Origin of the sequence: Flavobacterium chryseum (assembly GCF_004362015.1) — a bacterium.
Classification (GTDB): Bacteria; Bacteroidota; Bacteroidia; order Flavobacteriales; family Flavobacteriaceae; genus Flavobacterium.
On sequence record NZ_SNWW01000001.1, the window covers coordinates 1 to 21,359 of the forward strand.

Annotated in this window: 16 protein-coding genes and 2 tRNA genes; 5 read left to right on the plus strand and 13 right to left on the minus strand. The window is 32.4% G+C overall.

Features of this window, described 5'->3' with window-relative positions:
• Window positions 1-223 precede the first annotated feature (223 nt).
• The 6 genes from EV143_RS00005 to EV143_RS21985 all read right to left on the minus strand — a co-directional run bounded on the left by EV143_RS00005 (window position 224) and on the right by EV143_RS21985 (window position 9,820).
• Complete coding sequence (locus EV143_RS00005) at window positions 224-2,155, minus strand: UvrD-helicase domain-containing protein (RefSeq protein ID WP_133505788.1); 1,932 nt, start codon at window positions 2,153-2,155, stop codon at window positions 224-226.
• On the minus strand, window positions 2,137-4,233 hold the full coding sequence (locus EV143_RS00010; RefSeq protein ID WP_133505789.1) for an AAA family ATPase: 2,097 nt from the start codon (window positions 4,231-4,233) through the stop codon (window positions 2,137-2,139). The genes EV143_RS00005 and EV143_RS00010 overlap by 19 nt, the downstream gene beginning before the upstream one ends.
• A gap of 86 nt (window positions 4,234-4,319) precedes the next feature.
• Window positions 4,320-5,927, minus strand: a complete 1,608-nt coding sequence (locus EV143_RS00015) for an Eco57I restriction-modification methylase domain-containing protein (protein WP_133505791.1) — start codon at window positions 5,925-5,927, stop codon at window positions 4,320-4,322.
• Window positions 5,914-8,904: an Eco57I restriction-modification methylase domain-containing protein gene (locus tag EV143_RS00020; protein ID WP_133505793.1), complete on the minus strand. Its 2,991-nt coding sequence runs from the start codon at window positions 8,902-8,904 to the stop codon at window positions 5,914-5,916. Before EV143_RS00020 ends, EV143_RS00015 begins: the two co-directional genes overlap by 14 nt.
• Window positions 8,894-9,211: a helix-turn-helix domain-containing protein gene (locus EV143_RS00025; RefSeq protein ID WP_133505795.1), complete on the minus strand. Its 318-nt coding sequence runs from the start codon at window positions 9,209-9,211 to the stop codon at window positions 8,894-8,896. Before EV143_RS00025 ends, EV143_RS00020 begins: the two co-directional genes overlap by 11 nt.
• 432 nt (window positions 9,212-9,643) lie before the next feature.
• On the minus strand, window positions 9,644-9,820 hold the full coding sequence (locus EV143_RS21985; RefSeq protein WP_133505797.1) for an AAA family ATPase: 177 nt from the start codon (window positions 9,818-9,820) through the stop codon (window positions 9,644-9,646).
• A gap of 214 nt (window positions 9,821-10,034) precedes the next feature.
• Between EV143_RS21985 and EV143_RS21630 the strand changes: the two genes are divergently transcribed.
• Window positions 10,035-10,817, plus strand: coding sequence for a hypothetical protein (locus tag EV143_RS21630; RefSeq protein WP_208111240.1), 783 nt, complete (start codon window positions 10,035-10,037; stop codon window positions 10,815-10,817).
• Window positions 10,818-11,227: 410 nt separating this feature from the next.
• On the opposite strand, the gene EV143_RS00040 is transcribed toward EV143_RS21630, so the two are convergent.
• Window positions 11,228-11,413, minus strand: coding sequence for a hypothetical protein (locus EV143_RS00040; RefSeq protein WP_133505799.1), 186 nt, complete (start codon window positions 11,411-11,413; stop codon window positions 11,228-11,230).
• A 315-nt stretch (window positions 11,414-11,728) separates the two neighbouring features.
• Window positions 11,729-11,802: transfer RNA gene (locus tag EV143_RS00045), tRNA-Asp, on the minus strand.
• Between the two features lie 457 nt (window positions 11,803-12,259).
• Between EV143_RS00045 and EV143_RS00050 the strand changes: the two genes are divergently transcribed.
• Window positions 12,260-12,439, plus strand: coding sequence for a bacteriocin (locus EV143_RS00050; RefSeq protein WP_133505801.1), 180 nt, complete (start codon window positions 12,260-12,262; stop codon window positions 12,437-12,439).
• Window positions 12,440-12,710: 271 nt separating this feature from the next.
• Here the strand turns inward: EV143_RS00050 and EV143_RS00055 are convergent.
• The 4 genes from EV143_RS00055 to EV143_RS00070 form a co-directional block, all read right to left on the minus strand.
• A tRNA-Asp gene (locus EV143_RS00055) sits at window positions 12,711-12,784 on the minus strand.
• 86 nt (window positions 12,785-12,870) lie between these two features.
• The gene (locus EV143_RS00060; protein ID WP_133505803.1) at window positions 12,871-13,797 is read right to left on the minus strand and encodes a DUF58 domain-containing protein; all 927 of its coding nucleotides are present in this window, start codon (window positions 13,795-13,797) and stop codon (window positions 12,871-12,873) included.
• Window positions 13,798-13,923: 126 nt separating this feature from the next.
• Complete coding sequence (locus EV143_RS00065) at window positions 13,924-14,520, minus strand: DUF4082 domain-containing protein (RefSeq protein WP_133505805.1); 597 nt, start codon at window positions 14,518-14,520, stop codon at window positions 13,924-13,926.
• Window positions 14,521-14,584: 64 nt separating this feature from the next.
• Window positions 14,585-15,112, minus strand: coding sequence for a hypothetical protein (locus tag EV143_RS00070; RefSeq protein ID WP_133505807.1), 528 nt, complete (start codon window positions 15,110-15,112; stop codon window positions 14,585-14,587).
• Window positions 15,113-15,315: 203 nt separating this feature from the next.
• On the opposite strand from EV143_RS00070, the gene EV143_RS00075 reads away from it, so the two are divergent.
• Together EV143_RS00075 and EV143_RS00080 are read left to right on the plus strand one after the other, a co-directional pair.
• Window positions 15,316-16,023 carry a LytR/AlgR family response regulator transcription factor gene (locus EV143_RS00075; RefSeq protein WP_133505809.1) on the plus strand — a complete coding sequence of 236 codons (708 nt, stop codon included), beginning with the start codon at window positions 15,316-15,318 and terminating at the stop codon, window positions 16,021-16,023.
• On the plus strand, window positions 16,020-18,113 hold the full coding sequence (locus tag EV143_RS00080) for a tetratricopeptide repeat-containing sensor histidine kinase (RefSeq protein ID WP_133505811.1): 2,094 nt from the start codon (window positions 16,020-16,022) through the stop codon (window positions 18,111-18,113). Before EV143_RS00075 ends, EV143_RS00080 begins: the two co-directional genes overlap by 4 nt.
• Before the next feature lie 196 nt (window positions 18,114-18,309).
• On the opposite strand, the gene trxA is transcribed toward EV143_RS00080, so the two are convergent.
• Window positions 18,310-18,702, minus strand: coding sequence for a thioredoxin (trxA, locus tag EV143_RS00085; RefSeq protein ID WP_262710968.1), 393 nt, complete (start codon window positions 18,700-18,702; stop codon window positions 18,310-18,312).
• A gap of 188 nt (window positions 18,703-18,890) precedes the next feature.
• On the opposite strand from trxA, the gene EV143_RS00090 reads away from it, so the two are divergent.
• Window positions 18,891-21,353, plus strand: a complete 2,463-nt coding sequence (locus tag EV143_RS00090) for an AsmA-like C-terminal region-containing protein (RefSeq protein ID WP_133505813.1) — start codon at window positions 18,891-18,893, stop codon at window positions 21,351-21,353.
• Window positions 21,354-21,359 lie beyond the last annotated feature (6 nt).

Sequence of the window (21,359 nt, forward strand, 5' to 3'; positions counted from 1 at the left end):
TATACTTTTAAACTACTTTTTAGACACCTTTTTGAGTTCATTTATACTGCTCACTTTTATCCAGAATTAGGTGCTCACTTTATCCAGAATATCCAACGTAACTTCTGCGGCGCCAAAAGTTTGGCCTATAAGAAACCCATTTAAGCCGGATAATGAGGTTATTACAAAGACTCCTGTTACCTATTATATAAATATTAAAGCATCAAGAAAATAATTAATATAATTATGAATTTAAAGAAAGTACATTTTCTTCACCAAACCATTCCTTCGCTTTGGCTATGACAACAGGATTTGGATTATGGTAGAAGACTGCGAGATTTTCTTTGGATCGCGTACAACAAACGTAGAATATTTTTTGAGTTCTCTCCAAAACACTTGCTGTCCCAGACTCACTAAAAAGGTTCTCAAAATTGTATTTATTCCAGTCCCCATTATCAAGAATTACAAGAACATTATTGAACTCTGCACCTTTTGTTTTGTGCTGTGTTGAAAAGGGTGTAAAACCTTCTAAATATTCATACAGTTTTTGAAACTCAGAATATTTAATTTTTTTTACACGATTGTATATATATTCATTGTTGAGAATAAATTTTTCAAGTCGCTGGTCAATCAAGCATATATTTTTTTCATCTGCTTCTTTAATTACTTCTTCAATAGTTTTGTCACCAACTTTAACTAGACTTTCTATACTGGCTTTTAAAATTCGTTTTTGATTGATGCTTGTGACATGAATTTTATAATCTGTAGCGCGCAAAAATTCATTATAATTTTTGTTTTCGTAATAGAAAATATTGTTTTGTATCTTAAAAAGATGTTTGATTAAATTGTCTCTCTTCGAACCTTTCTTGTTATCATCATCTCCGTCTTGTTTTTTGTCATCCACTAAAGAGTCTTTGTCTAAATAAATCCTTCTGACTTCTGCAAAACTTTGATCTTTAAGTAAATTATACATTTTTTTGTGATCAGGTTCTTTAAGAATGATATCCTTTTTTAATATTCGTTGTCTATTCTTTAATTGAAATTTATTAACGACCTGGTCGAATGTATCTGTTTCGGCAATCTGGATTTCAGCACGATTGTTCTTTTTATTGTCTTTTATTTTAGCTAAAATATCAGATTTTAATCCTATCACTGGATCTTTATCATAAATATCCATCAGGTTTCTGAAGCCTGCTTTATCTGCAATGAGGTTATGCGTTAAATTAAGTTCCTTTGTTTGCTTAGGATTATTAAAGTTCCACCCTAAAGCTGTCAGGTGTGTTCTTACTGAAACAAGATCAGCGGTTGATGAATAAATAAATTTTATGCTACCGTCTTTAACTTTACCGTTAAAAATGTTTGGTGCGTCTTCAAGCGAATGAGTTTGAACTATACCATCAGTACGCAGCCTATTAGCTAGTTCATAAATTAATTTTGGATTTCTTCTATTGACTTCTTTTTTTACTTCTTTAACTTTCCCTGCATCTGCGCCCTTATAGGCATCTAAGTTACCAACACCTTCATCATATATGGACTGCATCGCATCACCAAAGAAGCCAATAACATTTTTCTTTTTACTTTTTTGTAGGTGTGTTAGTAGCAGTTCTACAACTTCCGTATTTGTATCTTGATATTCGTCAATGAATATAAATTTATATTTATCTTTTAAAATGTCACAGAGTTTAGTGTGATTTTCAAACATATAACTAGCGATTAGCAAAAGCTCATCATGAGAAATAATGCCCTCTCGAAGCCTCAAATATTCCTTATACTGTATTCCTTTATCCAGGTTATCAAAAAAAGTATTAGGCAGTAATTGATCCTCAAAGCTAATCTTCGTGTTGTCCGGATCATTATTAAGGTTAATAATTGCTGTTTTTAGTTCTTTTTGAAAATGCTTGATATTATCCCAAAGAAAATCGTGAATTGTGGTAACATTTAAATTGTTGTGATCAACACGTTCTTCAATTTGCTTTACTGCAGCATTTGTATAGGTCATACATGCTACTTTAGCCGTCGGATTTTTTTCAATAACTTCTCTAATAATCTGGACTAAAGAGTATGTTTTTCCACTTCCAGCACCACCACTCAAAAGAAAATTATCACCATTATTAATGTGCTCCATAACTTGATGAAACTCATCCTTTGCAATCTGTTCTAATTTTGTTTCAGCCATGACAAACCTTCTTTAATGTACCCCGGAATATTCCAATTACTAAAATCTTCATTGCTATGATACAAAATATCTAAAGCGAAATGGGTCTTTTTCTTAATGCATTTTTCAGCTAAAAAGTAGGGATTGTTGCCAAGATTGTCAAATTCCGCAAAGTTTTTAAGACCTTCAAACTGAGTTTTTATTGGTGTAATAAAAGCTCTATTTAAATTAATGAAAGAATCTTCAAAACTCCTAGCTATAAAAGAATTCTCCAATATCTGATAAACTATTAAAAGATTACCATCAGCATTTATTTTCCATTTTCCGGAATCATTAATAAATGTCTTTTCTGCAACACTATAACTTTTAAGGTTTGCTAGAGTAGCAGTAGAAAAGAAAAAACTTAATGCGGAGTTAGAAAAATTGACTCCTAATGATGGTTCGCATTTCTCGCCAGCTGCATCAGTTGCGTCGAGATCAGTGATAATCAAACTTTTTACACCAATAAAATTTATAAATTTTTCGAAGATTTGGGAGTATGCACCAACTTCGATAATAGAAATATTTTGAGAAAGCAAAGGAAGAAACTTATCTTTTCCTCCACTTGCTTTAAATATTTTTTCCTCATCCAAATCAAATTTTTTCATCAGAGTAGGCAACAAGATTCGTTCTGTATCTCCTTCAATTAGAATTGCTTTGTCTGCAAAAAATATCTCAGCCCTGTTTATCGTTAAATATTGCTTTAGAAATTGATATTGTTTGGTATTAGCCTTGTAGTCATATTGCAAGTCTTTTAAATTTTTAGCAATGACTGAAATTTCACTCTCTTTTTTTAGATATTTAATATCATCAAAATTACTCTCTGCAACAATATGAGAAGAGTGTGTGGTTATTATTGATTGCAGTTCGGCGATTTGACCGTCCTCACGTTGAATACCCTGATTCAGTAGATATTTGATGTTTTTTATAAAAATATATTGCATCTGGGGGTGAGTATGTGCTTCCGGTTCCTCAATAAAAAGGATATTTATATCAGACGGTCTCTCTTCCTTTTTCCTTTTAAAATCTTGTAGAAGGATCTCAATTTCAAAAATCATACTAATAAGATTCATATACCCAAGACCATTGTAATTCTCAGGTAAGGAGCTTCCCCCATGATTATACATAACCGTAGTATTGCCTTCAAGTAGTTCTCTATGCTGTAAAGTTGAAATTATGTCAATTAGGGAGTCATCTTGCTTTATCCCTCCAAAATTTCTGACTTTTTCAATTACGTTTTTAAAGAGATTTGAATATATTCCACTAAGTACTATATCTGTCTCGCTAAGCTTATCTTTAAAATCATCAATAGCATCCTTTTGTTCGTCGCTAGCTTCTGTTTTTTTATAAATGGAAGAAGTTTGAATCGACAAAGTTTTATCAATCTCTTTGTTAGAGACGTCACGTTTTGCACTAATAAACTTGAAGTTAATAATTTCCTTCAAACTAATTTTTTCTATGTCTAAATCAAGGTATTTATCGTCATTTTCAATTTTTGTTTTTACATCAAATTCAATTGATTTACGCCTGGTGTGAAAGTATCCTGATTGTTCTAGTTTTAAAAAATAGAATAGGTTTTTTTCTGTTTTTAAACTAGTCTCTTTTGTATCCTTAAGCTTGCTTTTTTCCTTCGTTTTAAATTCTGCAAAATCTTTTCTTAGACGGATCAATCCATCAAAATCTAATAAATATTCAAATCCTAGAACGATAAAATTATTGTCTGGATCTAAGTCCATCATAACCTTAGAAATATTTGAAAGATTGTCTTTTTCACCATATTCAATGAACAGCTTCAATTTTATTCCAATTGGATGATATGTTTCTTCATTTAGGGCTAGATCTTCGACAGTTTGTTTTACGTCATTTTTGAATTCAATATTAAAATCATCAAAAGAGAATTTTGTCTTTTCAGCATGGCTTAAAAACTTATCCAATATTGATAATAAAGATGTTTTGCCGCAGTTATTTTTTCCAATGACTAACGAAAGTTCATCTTCAAGATGTAACTCAAAGTCTTTAAGTAATCGAAAATTTTCAATCTTGATTTTTTTGATTTTCATATTGTGCGAAATATTGCTGGATCGTAGACATTATATTAAAAGTGTAAGTGTTATAATGCTAAGATTAACTATCCTCAATTTTATAACTATTTACTCCTATTAATTCGTCTTTTAGATAATTTTTTCCATATCTGATTAGCCAAATTAACTTCTTTTTGGGTAAGTCCGTAACCTTTTTTTAATATTAATTCATCTGTAATTTTTAAAATTTCATCAATGTTATTTTTATTACGTAACATTTCATCAATCCGAGGTAATAATTTTTTATTTATTGTTTTGTAGGGCAATAAGATTCTTTCAGCTTCACTTGGCATTAGTTCTAAAACACCTCCACCATGGCTTCTACCCGTCACTTCTGAGAAAGCCAAAGATAAAGAGTTATAATAACTAGATGTGAATGCTTCTATTTCAACCTCTGGTTTTATCGAAACTCGATGCATTGTATCAGTAGTATAAGCTTTAGCATCATTAATAATAAGCCTTGGGTATAAATTATTACGTCTAATAAAAAACGCATCTGAAACCCTTATAGACGGAACAACAAACCAATCATCCCTTATTCCAGTTTTGTATCCCTTATTTACTTCGTTAATTTCACCAAATTTAATATATTTTTGAGCCCCTGAATGTTCACCTAATTCTTTTCGATTTGGAAATACGAGTAAGTGAGCTTTTGCTTTAGATTTACGGTTTAATTCCCAGTCTTCTTTCGTAAAAATTAAGCTGTTTACTTGAATGCTTCTACCCACCATAGGTTTGGCAAACTGATCCAGGTCATATTGCTGGACTGTTGTTAAAGGCACAGTAAAGTAACTGTTGGCACCAGTTGTTATTCCAACTTCAACTTTTGCAAAAGTACCAATTGAAGGTATATTTCTTTTGGCAGCAATATTTTCAAGGAAATCAATTTCTTCTTGCTCCAAAAAATAATATGTCCACTTGTTCGACTTAAAATCAATTTTTTTGGATGGGCTTTTTAAAATTTCTACGTTCAAATTTTCCAAATCGCTTGCATCGTGTAATTCTAAATGTTCTATCAAATGTGTGTCCGTGCCATTTTTTTCGCAAAGAAGCAAAACTACCTCTTGTTGAATGTCAGGAAAAACTAACTTTTCAAAGGAGATAATATTTATTTTGTTATAAAATTTAGCCAGGAACTCCCTAAGTTGCTGTGCGTAGGAAACCTGAAGAAGCTCTGCCGGAATAACAAAACCAATCTTACCGTCTTCTTTTAAAAGTAGACTTGATCCTACTACGAATGATACCCATGCATTACTAAGTTTTGAATATTTTAATCCAGCTTTGCTAAAAATTTTTGCAGCTTCCTTTTGTTGTTCACTATCAAAATATTGAAATCTTATATATGGGGGGTTTCCTATAACAAGATCAAATCTTTTAGTAGTTTCGTTGCAGTATAAATGAAAATCTGTATTTATAACTGTTTTATCATTAAGCTGAATTTTATTAGCTTTTTTGGCTTCCTTATGATCAAACTCTACTGCTGTAACAGATTTGAATTGATGGTTATTATATTTAAGTTGCTCCAAAAATACTCCATCTCCGCAACTCGGTTCTAAGATGTCATAATCTCTGCTGCCATTAATTCCCCATTTAAGAATAAATGCAGCTATCGCGTCCGGTGTATAAAAACCGCCTCTAAGTTTTTCTGCAGTTGCATTCTCAATTAATTTCATATAAATCTTTTATTGTTGGGATTAGCGAGTCATCGGCGCCAAGGTTATATAATTTCTTAAGCAAATCATCCATTATTGCTTTTGTTCTTTCAAATTGTCCTAAAAGTGGGGTTTGTAATCTTTTATTTCCAACATTTGAGTCTACTTTCTGTTGAATTTCAATCAGCTTTATCTGCGTTTTTACAATGTTATCATGCAATTCTTTATCTAAGGGATTCTTGAAGTCAATTTTACGGATTGGTAAATTATTCAACACCTTTGTTCCGCGTGCAATATATCCTCCACGAAATACTTCACCCTTAAGATGAATTATCCACTCAACATATTTAGAGTTTAGAATAGCTTGTATGTAATAGATTGAATATAAGCTATCAGGAGACAAGAATAAACTACAATAGCCCGCAGTTCCACCAGCGGTGTGCAAAGTTTGTGAAAAATCTATTGGATATTTTTCACCTGTTGACATAACACCTATGATTATTTTTTCTTTTATTTCACCTAATTCCAAATATTGGCTACGACCAAAACGATACCATTCCTGATCTGTTTTTGGTACTGGTTTGACGTCTCGTTTTTCAGTAAGTTTTGGTTTATTTAATTCGAGATATTTATATGCTAATGGGTATAATTTCTTGTATTCGTCAGGGTAAATAAACTCAGTTTTGCCATTTTGGAAGATATATGGAAAAATTACATAAGCATTAGGTACGATTGTGCGGTAAGTATTTAATTTTTCTGCACCCTTAGTACGAACAGTTACGTAATACGGTCTAAGCGCATCCTTTTCAATACTGTAGGTTACGCCTTTTTTGATAAAGTACACTGTGTTATTGTCTTCTTTCGTAGCTTGAATAATGTAAACTTCATTGGCACTAGTTTGTATTCCATTATTTATATTATCCTTCCCGACGATTTTTTTAAGGTTCTCGCTCTGTTTTAAAACTTTTTCATATGCTAGTTTCAAATATGGAGGCACTAAAAACCAAAGTTCACTAGAAAGAGTGTTTGTTTCGATTTCATCTGTATTAATATTTTTAAAATCTCGAATCTTCCATTGTGTAAGATTTTTTATTTCAGTGTAAGTAAAATTTTCCTGACTACTCTTGCCGATGATTAAAATACTTGTGTAAGTAGTTTTATCTGCAAATATTTGATTGGCACCAAAGGATACCAAGGAGTGCAAATAACCATTTACAGATAATTCTTTTCTTAGATTTACCGCAGCACCAACTTTTGTGAATTTACTTGGAACAATGTATCCTAATATTCCATTGGAAGTTAATAAGTTTAAACCGCGTTCAATAAAAAGGAAGTACTTATCAAATTGTTTATGAGCTGATATGTAGTTCTTTTTGTAAATAGGAAGTTCAAGAGGTGTTATGTTTTTCATGTCTTCGGACTTCATATAAGGAGGATTACCTACAATTACATCAAATCTAAGACTTGCAAAATCGAATGGATTGATAATAATTTGCTCATTATCTAAAAAAACTTGATTAGGCTCTATAAGACTGTTACCAAAAAATATATTTTGATCTAAATTTGGAAGTATTGGATTTCGCCCAGAAATTGAAGCAGCGTCCTCATTCTCTAAAAGTTTCAATAGTAACCCAAACTTTGCTGATTCTACAGCATTATAATCCTTATCAATTCCGTATACACAACTTAATAAAAGATTACGTTTTATATCATAAGGTAGTTTATAAGTTTCTAAAGCTGTATGTATAAGTTTGGTTTTATCAGTACGTAAAAAATAGTCAATAACATTGTCATTTAATAATTGAAAAAGTTCCAAAAGGAAAGCACCTGACCCACAAGATATATCTGCGAATTTTAATTTGCAGATTTCAGTATAATCTAAATCAACACATTTAACCTGTACTGTTTTACGAAGAATATCATTAATTATAAAAGTTGGTGTAGTGATAATATCTCGATCAGCATTCTCAGGTTTTTTAATAAGTATGACAGCATCATCTTGTACAATCAGTTGTTCTGATAGGAAAATTTCATATATAGTACCCAAAACATCTGATGAAAATACAGCGAATGAATAGGGGCTTTCTGGATAGTACAATTGTTTAATTATCGACCAAAAAACGGAAGATATGTTTTCAACGATTTTATCGACTAAAAGCTGATCAAACAATCCTGAATTATATTTTATATCCGCTTGTTGAAATTTGCTTATTAAAGCATTAAAATCATTAGCGCTTGCAAATTTCAATAGAGTTTGATAATCTTCTAAATTTCGATCTTCACAAACCCTTAAAAATAAGATCCGATTAAGATAACTCTGTACAGTATCATTTAACTGTTGTACGTTAATAGTGGTCTCATATCTATAAATTTCAGAGCCGAGTAGAGTTCTCCACTCATTAATTTGATTTAGAAATAGATTGTCGATTGAATAGAGTTGAATTTTAGCTTCGATATCTTTCCACTCTAAATCAAATTGACCTGAATATACAGAGTCCTTGCCTAAGTAGTTTTTTATTTCTTCAAATTTCTCTTCGTACTCCGTATAATGATATTTTTTAATTAACGCCTTTTGAAAGTTATCTGTATGATCAACCTTCACTGACACATCATATAATATTAAATACTCGAAATTTGATAAAACCGAAATTTTAAGTTTAGCGGTGAAACCATAACGTCTAATTTGTTTAGCCGTTTCATCACTAGATTCAATTCTTACATGAGGTTTTTTTGCTTCCACAAAAAACTTTCTTTCTGAAAAAAGCCTGAAAGTGTAATCCGGCTTTTTAGAATGTTCCGAAGCATTCGATTTTAATGTTTCTTCAAGAATAACCTCTCTTTCATTAGTCGATTTACCTGCATGGTTCTTTATATCCCACTTGAGTAATTCAAAGAATGGATCTAAGAAATCACTACGTAGTAATGTTTCATTATATTTATCTGACAAATAATATTTTCTATCAGACTTATATTTTTCTATTAGCTGATTAATTGTCATTGGCTTTATTATCTTTCAAATATTTAAATCTCTTTTTTGCAACTATAAGTGCTTGTTCACCTAAGTCTTCGCCTTGAATGTCAGACATGATTTTTTCACATAGAAATAATATTAAAAGCTCATCAGAATTATATTGGTAAATTTCTGCTAGCTTTAAAATAGCTTCTTTTGTTAATCTTCGTTCTCCGCGCTCCATTTTACTTAAAATGTCCACATCGATATCTAACATTGCCGCAATTTTTCGTAAGGGAAAATGTTTTGATTCTCTCAGTTCTCTTAGCTTTCCTCCTAAAGTTTCTGTTGACATATTTTCATTTGACACTAAGTGTCAAATTTATTAAATGTAATAGTGGTATATATGAAGATTTTAAAACTTTATCAACATCATTGCACCATGTCTAATAGTATTTAAACAGTAACTTATACTTAACAATGTTAATAACATTCTATAATTATAATTTAGGACAGGGAATTTCTTTGACTATTTTTTGAACTTGCGCCATTTATTCCCTAAAATGAGACACTGGCATCGAGTCATACAAACACCATATTTTTTTCTTTTTAAAATTTAGATAAAGAGTTATTATAGAAGTTTAGATTTCGTATCAATCTTTCGTTACTTTCATATACATTGTTTCTCTTTGGTATTATAGGTCCCTTTTGGTAGATGGATAGTTCAATCAGAATTAGGATATTTTTATTAAAATCATCGATATTTCTTTTCTGAAAGTTTATTGTCTTATAAAAGGGACATTGCACTAAAGAGATTTGTTTTCCCAGTGTAGTTATGCCCGCTAATAGCATCTACGCCCTCATTGAATTCAATTTGACTATCCTTGAGATTTCGAAATTCCTCAATTTTTATGTTGTTGATGTGCATTTTAACTAAGCATAATATTGAAATATAAATACCCATCTAGTGTCCATGTGATTCTAAACCAGTACAATAAGTTTGGTGGATTAAAATTTTATTTCTAATATTGCACTATGCTTGTTGGCAAGCTTGCTCGTTCGTGCAAAGATTTCATCAGCCAATAGTTTAATAATGCTAACCTACCTGCTTATTATCCAAATAAAGATTACGAACGCAAATATCCAGGATAATTAAGTTGGTACAAAAGGAATGTATTATGAAAACTATTGAGTACTTCAAACTCCAGGCAAAAAATCTTCAGAAAGATTTTAAAACACAAAAACCTTATTTCAATTCTTCGTTAGGGGACAACCTCTTTGAGTATGCACCAAAATTTTTCGATGTAGATGCGTTGCTTAATGACTTCGACATCGATGAAAACCATTTTACACTTATGAACGCCCAGCACATCATTGCGAAATTGGTGGGATTTGAAAAATGGACAGAAATACTTAAGGCTTCTCCGCCGGCATTGGAATTAGGTAAGTTGCTGTTCGACAATATGCACAAAATCAGAAATGAAGAGTGGGAATATTATATTTTGGATGTAGAAAATGAAAACAATGAAACATTAGATGACAAGGACAAACTGGATATTTTCAAAACAGTTTTTGCTGATGTAGATGGCCACCAAAGTGATGGTTACGACTACCGTCTGGGTAAAAGAGAGAAACCATTAATTGAAAGTAAAAAAAGTAAACCTATGGAAAAGAAATCTATAATTAAAATTACCGTCCTGCCTTTAACTGAAGCAGATCTTAAAGAATTCATTGAGGTAGCAAATAAAAAATTTGAGGATACACTGCAAAGTATTGAGCATACACATCCTGAAATAGTACGTAAATTATGGAGTCCTGAGCAATATATTGAAGAAGTTATAAAACCAGATATGCTACCCATCGATCGGGACTATGCACTTTCATTGGTTGAGGCTTTCTTAATCCATAAAGTTATCGAATTAGCTACCGAAGTTGATAAGGAGGCCTTAAACCTCAATTAATATTTCACTCATAAGCCCCAAATCTTCGACCAAATGGTTCGAGTTTTGTACTATAAGGTGCACGAAAAAAGCTTCTGAGAAATCAGAAGCTTTTTTGTTTTTAGCCAAGAATGGATTAAAATCCATCTCTACAATATAATTTGTTCTTAAGGAACGCTTCATAAATTCCGAAGGAATGATTATTTTGTAGCTAGGGATTTTAATCCCTTGAAACATAAAGTAACCCCAATATTGTCATTTCGACCGAAGAGAGAAATCACACTAGAAACTCTGCACAGAATGTCGTTAATCTATGTGGAGCTACGAGTGTGATTTCTCCCTTTGGTCGAAATGACAAACGGTTCATAAAACAATCCTTATTTCTATTCAACATCCAAATAAGGGTCTAAAGCTTCGGCTAATTTATTGAGCTAATAAAAATTATCTTCGATGTTTTTTACTTCAGATTCTACCGTTTCGCAACCTCGCATGACACATAAAGAAAGAACATAATTTACTTGTCGTATTATCTTTGCCATTTCATCAGAATCAATGGTATTTGTGAAAAAATCTATTAATCTGGTTTGGGTTTCTTTTGAAAAACTGTTTTCACTCATAATTCTAATTTATATTACAAAAATCACGAGATTTATTTTGCATTTGGGCGCATATATGAGTTCAATTCTATTTTATTTTTTCATATACAAAATCAAATTTCGGCTAAAGCCTTTCTCTTTTAAACATAAAAAACCTCCAGTTAAAACTGGAGGCTATTTAATAATTTACTTTTTATTAGAATTTTGATTTTATACTTCTCAGCTTATCCAAATCTTCTTTTCAATTAAAGTAATTGAATATCAAGGAAGAAAATTTGAGATAAGTTGCTAAAAACAAAAAAGCCTCTCCATTAAGAAAGGCTTCTTCCAATATTGCGGTCTGGACGGGACTCGAACCCGCGACCCCATGCGTGACAGGCATGTATTCTAACCAACTGAACTACCAAACCAACTGCGTTATTGTGACTGCAAAAATACGATAGAACTTGGATTCTACAAGGTTTTTTACGTTTTTTAAACAAATAAATACGTTATTTTTTTAACCAATTGATTTCTATTAAAGTAGAAAAACAAAAAGTGCCAATTTTAAATCATCTTAGCAATATAGTAAACGTTAAGCGCTTTTCTTTACACTTATAATAATGCATGCTTACATTGCTTAAATGCATTAAATTCTAAATTTTTGCGATAATTTGAGGTTGCATTTTCCAGAAGTTACAATTTATAAATTATCTGTGTCATAATTTTAAAAGTCTGATATAAAAGTATTTATATTGAATAAAAACTTAATATTTGTAAAGTTATTACGTCAATTTTTTACTATTTAAAATATTGGTAATTGGGCAGACACAAATTCCAAGTGTCTTAATTGATTGGAATATTAATCAAAATAAAAAACCGAAGATTATGTTAGAAAACTTAAAAGGTGCTGAAAAATTAAGCATTAACGAATTAAAATCTATTAAAGGTGGCGTTGATCCAACCTGCCCGGTAGCAGATGTTAAAGACACTTGTATTACCGGACCGGCTTATTGTCCAAATCCTAGAAAACTTCCAAGATGTGTTAAGGATGACGACCAAAGCTAGGAAGTAGTTGATTTGAATTCAAATTTAATAAAGGTTAAAAAATAAAGGTTTGCAAAGCTGAAAATAAACTTTGCAAACCTTTATTTTTTTGCGGTTAAATCAAAAGTGTTGTAAATCAAAAAAGCCATCCACAAAAGTGGAAAGCTTTTCATTGGTCTAACTACTAAACCAGCTACGAGTTACAAAGTCGTAGCAAAACAACACAACTAATCTTAGATACCGTATTTGGGCAAAAAAGCCTTTCTGTTACGAAAGGCTTTCCCCAATATTGCGGTCTGGACGGGACTCGAACCCGCGACCCCATGCGTGACAGGCATGTATTCTAACCAACTGAACTACCAAACCTCTGCGTTATTGCGGTTGCAAAGATAGTACAGAATTTCATTTCTGCAAGTGTTTTGATAAAAAAAATTGAATATATTTTCAAATTCTTAGCCAAAGTTTTGTTTTTCAACTAAATATGTAGTCAATATTTTTTCAAAATTATCGCCAACATTAACCGGAACGTACTTAATTTGGTTCTTTGCGCAGGTTAAAGCCAGGTTTTTAAAGTACTCTCCTGCTCTTTTTTCATACTCTACTTTTACATTATCTGCAAAAATCGATACTTCTTCGCCTGATTCTAAGTCAATAAACTTTCTTGGTGTGTTATCAAACTCAAATTTTAGCTCTGTTTCATTATCTATTACATGAAATAAAACTACTTTATGTTTGTTGTGTTTAAGATGCTGCAATGCATTAAAAAGCTTTTCATCATCTTCAGACTGAAACATATCTGTGAACAGAATAATCATCGAACGACGGTGCATTTTTTCTGCTATCTGATGCAAATATGTTATTGTGTCTGTAGTTTTTTTGATTTTTGGCTGTACTAATAATTGCTCTAATTTATTGAGCAGCATTCTATGATGACGATCGCTTCCTTTTTCCGGTGCGTAATATTCATAATTATCCGAGAATACACTCAATCCAACGGCATCGCGCTGTTTCTTTAAAATATTCATTAAAACTGCCGACGCCAAAACCGCAAAACCAATCTTTTTTTCATAGAAAGGCTGATTCGATTTTAGTTCCGGATAATGCATTGATGATGAATTATCTACAATAATATGACAGCGTAAATTGGTTTCTTCCTCAAAACGTTTTGTGTACAAACGATCTGTTTTGGCGAATAATTTCCAATCGATATGTTTGGTGCTTTCTCCGGCGTTGTAGACTTTATGCTCAGCAAATTCAGCCGAAAAGCCGTGAAACGGACTTTTATGCATTCCGGATATAAACCCTTCTACAACCTGATTGGCCAGCATTTCGAGATGCTGAAAACTTGAAACTTTTTCTATTTCCGATTCGATCTTCATCTTTCAAATGTATTAAAAGATTAAATCATTTAAAAGTTAAAAAGCTGTTGTGCTCTAAAATAAAAAAGGCCTGACTTACGCCAAACCTTTTTAATTACTAAATTCAAAACTATCTAACAAATTATTCTATTCTGTTTGTTGAAATTTAAAAGTCATATCTCCTGCATAATACGTATTACGCGCATTGGTAGGGAAAACAGTTTCTGTCGCTGTGCTCGAAATATAAGCATAACCTGTAATTGTAATATTTCCCGCTACAATAGGATATGTTGCTGCAGATCCGTCTGTTTTTGTTCTGTTGATCCAGTCATCGCTGTTTACTGTAAAGAAATATTCTTTGTCTTTAGTAAGCGCAATTGGTGTAATGGTTTTTTCAATTGTAACATTTGCTGTTGCTACATTTACAGTTTCAGATTTTATAACTGTCTTTGTTGCTGCATCCCATAGCGTAATTCTTAAAGCTCCATTTACATCTGGAATTTTCACAATAAGAGCGTTTATTTTTCCGGTTACTGTTGGTTTAAAGCTGAAACCATATTCATAGATTCCTGAGTTTTTTACGTCAACCGCTTTTTGGCTAAATCCTGAACCTGCCATGTAAGCATCTAAAGGGTTTTCTTCTGCATATTTAATCGCTTCTGGTTTGTTGTCGTCGTTGCTGCTGCATGAAAATGCAATAAATGCAACTGATAAAATGGCAAAAAATGTTTTTAAAGTTTTCATAATAATTTAATTTAACTGGTTCTTATTTGGTTCTATTTTATTGGATTATTTTTTCTTTCAAAAATTAAGGTTGAATATTAAAGTGTTCACACACTTCTTCGTAGCTCATTTTAGAGTAATCAACTTTTGCAGTTTTTGCTGTTGCAGCGGCAACGCCTCCCGGAATCAAAATATAGCGCCAAGTAAGAGTTGTTGGCAGATTTACTGTTCCTCCTGCATCATGTCTGAATCTGAATAATTTAATTTTCTTTAAGGAAGAAATAGCAGAGATTGTATTAGCAAATCCGCCTGCTGTTGATGTATAAGGCAAGGTAAATGTTCCGGTTCCGAAGGATACATAAACCAATATGGTGCCTTTTGCAAGAATGTCGTCTGATAATTCAGGCGCATTAATAGTGGTAGACATTCCAGAAGTGCCATCGACAGTTTCTGCAGCTGCCGTTGGAGCGGTTATCCAGGCGCTGTAAATAACATTTGCTGTTCCTGTTTTTCCATCAGCTCCATTTACTCCGTCAGTTCCGTCATCGCTGCTGCATGAAATTGTAGAAATAGCAGCAAATAAAATGGCAAAAATGGTTTTTAAAGTTTTCATAAATAATTTCGTTTTAATATTAGTTAAATAGTTAGTATTTAATTCAATAACATTATTTTTGTAAAAGCCATAAGGATCTAAATGATCATTATTTTTGTTTGATGAATTAATTCTGAAGCAAATTTGCAGCAATAAAACAGCCCTAAAAACAGCTAATAGACAGACGACATTTTAAATAGACAGACGACGTAAAATCGAATTAAATGATTAAAAAATACACTTGCATTATTATTGATGACGACGAAATCGACAGGCTCACGGTGGTATCGTTTGCCAAAAAATTTCCGATTCTGGATATTTTAGGTGTTTTTGAATCGGCTGAAGAAGCGCTGTTGTTTATCGAAACAGAAAAAATAGATATCTTGTTTCTGGATATCGATATGCCGGGTTTAAGCGGTATTGAATTCAGAAAAAAAGCATTAGAAATTCCTGCCTGTATTTTCATAACCTCACATCCCGAACACGCTGTTGAAAGTTTTGAAATTGAAACATTAGATTTTATTGTAAAGCCTTTAAAACTGGATCGGTTCGCGCAAACCCTAAGCCGTATTGAAGAGTTTATGGAAGTGAAACTGAAAGCTTCTCTTTTTGAAGCCAGTATTGGCGGTGACACGATTTATATTAAGGAAGGCCACGACCAGACGAAAGTAAAACTTCACGAAATTTTATATCTCGAAGCTTTAAAAGATTACACACTGATTATTACCGACAAAAAAAGACATTGCGTTTTATCGAGTATTGGCAATCTTTTAAAAGAAGATCACTTTCAGTCTTTTATTAGAATTCACAGAAGTTTTGCCGTTCAGAAACAGTTTATTCAAAAAATAAATTCAACCGAAATTATTTTAAACAACAACATTGCAATTCCGGTGGGAAGAAGCTATAAAGAAAACCTAAACCTGTTCTCATGAGAAAACTAGGTTTTTTGTTTCTGTTTTTTATCAGTTTTTCTGCTTTTGCGCAACAAGAACCGAATTTAGGACGATATCAAACTATTGATGAAAAGCTTAAAGTGTGGCTGGAGTATACAAATGAAGTTTTAGATTCTGAAGATTATCCCAAACTGGTAATCGTTGCACAAAAAGGAATTGAGCTTTCTAAAAATCATCTCGCCTATACATCCAGATTTTATTTTTTAAAAGGAAATGCCTACGAATTCAACAATAATCAGAATAAACAGGCGATGATTAATTATGAGCTTGCATTAAAATATGCTAAAAAGGCCAGGCATCTTAAAAATGAAACCTCAATTCTGATGCGCCTAAGTTATGCTTATTATGCTCTTAATGAAACTTCAAAACGAAAACAATTAATAGAATACATAAAACAAGTTCTGGACACTACAAAAAGCACTTATACTAAATCTGTTTTGTACGGAAGTCTTGGCGAATATTATCTTGACAAAGCTGAATATGAAACCTTTATTAGCTATCAGCTAAAAGCCATTAATTATAAAAAACTGCTTAAAAAAAGTGTGGCGAATGATGAAACAATTGGCGTTTCATACACTCAGATTGCAGCTGCGTATACCAAAATGAAACAATTGGATAAAGCAATTGATTATTTAAATGAAGCTCAGCCTTATATTAAAACCTCAGCATATATTAGTGCTTTTTCGTGCAATTATTATTTGCAATGTTTTGTGCCGCAAAAGAAACTGGATAGTATTCAAAAATATTACAACTTGGTTTACACGTATCCTTCTAAAAAAGATCCTTTGTTTCTTAATTTGAGTTTTGCCAACCGCAGTCTCTCTGAATATTACATTGACAAACATCAAATAAAAACGGCCTACAATTATGCTAAAAAAGCGGTTTTACTGGCAGAAAAATCGAATGATCAAGACATTTTAATGGAAGCCAATACTGTAATGGGAAGAGTATTATTTGAAAAAGGTGATTACAAAAAAGCGATTGAAACCCTAACGCTGGCATCAAAAAATGCTTTAACATATGACAAGGAATCGTATGTTATCATCAATAAAAAACTATCTGAAAGTTATGCTGCATTAGGACTCTGGAAACAAGCCTATCAATACAACGAAATCTACAGCAAGTATAATGATGAAATAATGCAGGAATCGGCTAAAAAAAACATTGCCAATGCCGAAGCACATTATCAAAACAAATCTAAAGGGCAGGAAATAAAAAATCTTTCGGCTCAAAATACGATTAAAAACATTCAGATAAAAGATGCCAGAAAACAGCGTATTTTTTTAATTTCGGGACTTTTATTGGTTGGAATCATCGGATTGTTGTTATTCAAACAAAACCAAAACCGAAAGAAAACCAATCAGAAATTACAGGTTTTAAATCAGGAACTTGACGAAGCCAATAAAATTAAAGCACGCTTTTTTAGTATTTTAAATCATGATTTACGAAGTCCGGTTTCTAATTTAATTCACTTTCTACATCTTCAAAAAGAAAGCCCGGAATTGATTGATGAAGAAACAGCTTTACGTATGCAAACGAAAGTAATTACGGGAGCAGAGAATTTATTATCGTCTATGGAAGATATTTTGTTGTGGAGTAAAGGACAAATGGAAAACTTTAAACCTCATCTTCAAAAAGTTCCTGTTTCGGTTTTATTTGAAGAAACAGAAAAGCATTTTTCAAGTGTTGAAAACACTCAAATCGTATTCGAAAATCCGGAAAATATCAATTTGATTACAGATGAAAATTACCTGAAAACCATCATCAGAAACTTAACCGGAAACGCCATAAAAGCGCTTGATAAAACTCCTAATGGAAAAATAATCTGGAAAGCCTGGCAGGAAAACGATCAAAATTATCTTTCGATTACAGATAACGGTTCAGGCGGAAGTCAGGAAAAATTTAAAGCCCTTTATAATGATTCAGAAGTTATCGGAATCAAATCTGGCTTGGGCTTGCACCTAATTCGGGATCTGGCAACAGCAATCAATTGTAAAATCGAAGTCTGTTCAAAACCTGATTTAGGAACTACTTTTACGATAAAGTTTGCCACGAATTACACAAATTAGCACGAATTATTTATTTTGATATTTTAAAAATTTAGCCAAAGATTAAATGATTCTCACAAATTAAAAATCATTTTAATCTATTAATCTGTGGCAAAAAATTAGAGTAAATTCGTGAAATTCGTGGCAAAAACTTTTAAGCATAAAAAAGGCCTGACTTTCATCAAACCTTTTTTAAATATAAATTATAATCTTAAGATTACAACAAAGCGTCTAAACTATCAGCGTAGGTTTGTTTCGGAGCAACTCCTACTTGTTTTCCTACTACTTCACCGTTATGAAAAACCAAAACGGTTGGTATGTTACGCACACCATATTTTGCAGCGAATTCCTGGTTAGCATCTACATCTACTTTACCAACAACTACCTTACCAGCGTATTCTTCACTGATTTGATCGATGATTGGACCAACCATTCTACAAGGACCGCACCATGCTGCCCAAAAATCTACCATTACTGGTTTATCTGATTTCAAAACTACTTCATCAAAAGTAGCATCTGTTATTGCTAATGCCATAATATTTTTATTTAAGTTATCCCTTTTGACTTTGCTAAGGGTTACAGTTTTTAAATGTGTTTTAACTGAGTACAAATTTAGAAATTAAAAACCAATCAAACGTCATTACCAAATTAGTTTTAATTATAAATGTATTGTCAATAATTATATCAACAACAAAAATAATATTTGAAAGTTTAAGCTTACAATTTATTGCGTTTGATCTTTTTTAGTACTACATCTTTTTTTAGCTTATCTTTAATAATCCAGAAAATCTTATCCCGATGAATGCAACAGTGCAAAAAATAAAACTTTTTTTACAATCAGCTCATTTTAAAAAGTATGCCAAGCGTTTTGGCTTTTTTATCTTAGGACTAATTGTATTGTTGCTTCTTGTATGTGGTGGATTGTCTCTTTATTTTAACCAGAATAAAACAGAAATCATTGCCAAAATCAACACTAAAATTAACGAAAATATTAATGGCGAATTTCACATACGCGATGTTCACTATAAATTTTTAGTAGGTTTCCCAAACTTCACTCTGGCCTTAAAAGATGTTGAAATAAAAGACAAACAATGGCAAACGCACAAACATACTTTACTAAAGGCGAAGGAAATTGAAGCGCGATTGAATATCTGGAGTTTATTGCAAAACGACATCAACATTCATAAAATACTAATTAATGACGCTAATATTTACGTTTATAAAGCTGAAAATGGCTATTCGAACGCTGATATCTTTAAACCTAAAAAGAAGAAAGCGCCAGAAAACAAATCAGATAGTGAAACTACAATTGACCAGATTGACCTCAACAATGTTCATTTTACTTTAGACAATCATGTGGGTCATAAATTATTTGATTTTGATATTGAAAGTCTAAAATCGAAAGTAGATTATGATGGAGACGACTGGCAGACAGATGTTTATTTAGATACTCAAATTAGCAGTCTAGCCTTTAATACCGTTCACGGAAGTTTTGCCAAACAAAAAGAACTTCAGGGAACTTTTTCCGTTTCTTATTCAGCCGAGAAAGAAAAAATAGACGTTGTCACTAAAAACCTTACAATAGGAAAAAATGGCTTTGACATTATTGCTTTTTTTAATCTCGCCAAAGGAAATGCCCTTTTCGGAATCAACATTAGCACGACTATTTTATGGAAAAATGCTTCGAAATTATTATCGGCAAACATAAGCTCAAAGCTTAATCGATTTGATTTAAAAAAAGAAATTGATGTGAATTGTGACATCAGAGGTGATTTTAATGCCGAAGGCGATCCGAAAATTGTCGTTCAGGCCGAAATAAAAGACAACGAATTGAGTATTCCAGACGGATTACTTACGGATTGTAATTTTAAAGGCATTTTTACCAATAATTTTAAGCCGAAAGAAGGTTTCAACGATGCCAATTCAGCTATTATTCTGAGTCATTTTACAGGTAATTATCGCAATATTCCGCTTACGATTCCGCAGGCTGTTATCAATAATTTAAAAAAACCAATCGCAACCGGCATTGTAAATTCTGATTTTGATGTCACCAAACTAAACGAAATAAGCAGCGACAAATGGATTCAGTTTTTAGAAGGTCACGCCACGGCTAATTTAAAATTTCAGTTTGATATTGTCGATTTATATATTACCAAACCGCGTTTTATAGGGAACGTAAATGTTAGCAATACCTCATTTCATTATATTCCAAATGATGTTCGCGCCATAAAAACCAACGTACAATTAGACTTTACCGAAAAAGCACTGATCATTAAAAAAATCGCTTATAAACACAAGAAAAACACCATTTTCATTGATGGAAAAATCGATAATTTTCTAAATCTATATTACGATGCACCCGAAAAAATGGTTGTCAACTGGAATGTTTATTGTCCCAATATTGATGTTAAACAATTACTGGCCGTTTTAGCAGTTTCGCAGAAAAGAAAAACCGCAAACCAACCCAAGAAAAAAAGCACGATTTCGAACCAGATGCGAACGGCTATCGAAAAATGTGTAGTCGTGATCGACATCAAAGCAGATAATATTACTTATAATAAATTGACGGCAACCAATACCAAAGCCACGATTCAGATGATCAATTCTCAATTGTTGGTAAAAAATGGTTCTGTGCAAACTTCCGGCGGAAATGTCACTTTTAGTGGTGCTCTAACACCTCAGGGAAAAAACTACACTTTTAGTTCTAACGCGCAGGTAAATCATGTTGATATTGCGAGTTTTTTACGATCGTTCAACAATTTCGGAATCCAGTCTTTTAATCCGAATAACATTCGGGGGAAACTCAGCAGCAATGCAAATGTCACCGCTTTAATAAACGGCAAAGGCGAAATGATTACGAACTCTATGCGCGGAAATCTGAACTTTAATGTCACTCAGGGTGCTTTGCTGAACTTTGAACCTATTGTAAAAGTGGGCAAATTTGCTTTTCCGTTTCGCGATGTCAAAAACATTACGTTTAGTGATTTATCCGGCAGTCTTAAAGTCCGCGGCGAACAAATAGACGTGAGCGACTTTATTATTAGTTCCAGCGTTTTAAATATGGATGCTGAAGGTATTTATTCCTTTGGCCGAGGCACCAACTTAGCCCTCACCATCCCACTCCGAAATTCTAAAAACGATGCCCAATTAACCAGCAAAGCCGAGCGCGATGCGGTTCGAGAACGTGGTCTTGTATTGCATTTAATTGCTTTGGATGACGAAGGGAAAATGAAAATTAAGTGGGGGAAGAAGGAGAAGTAAAATCAC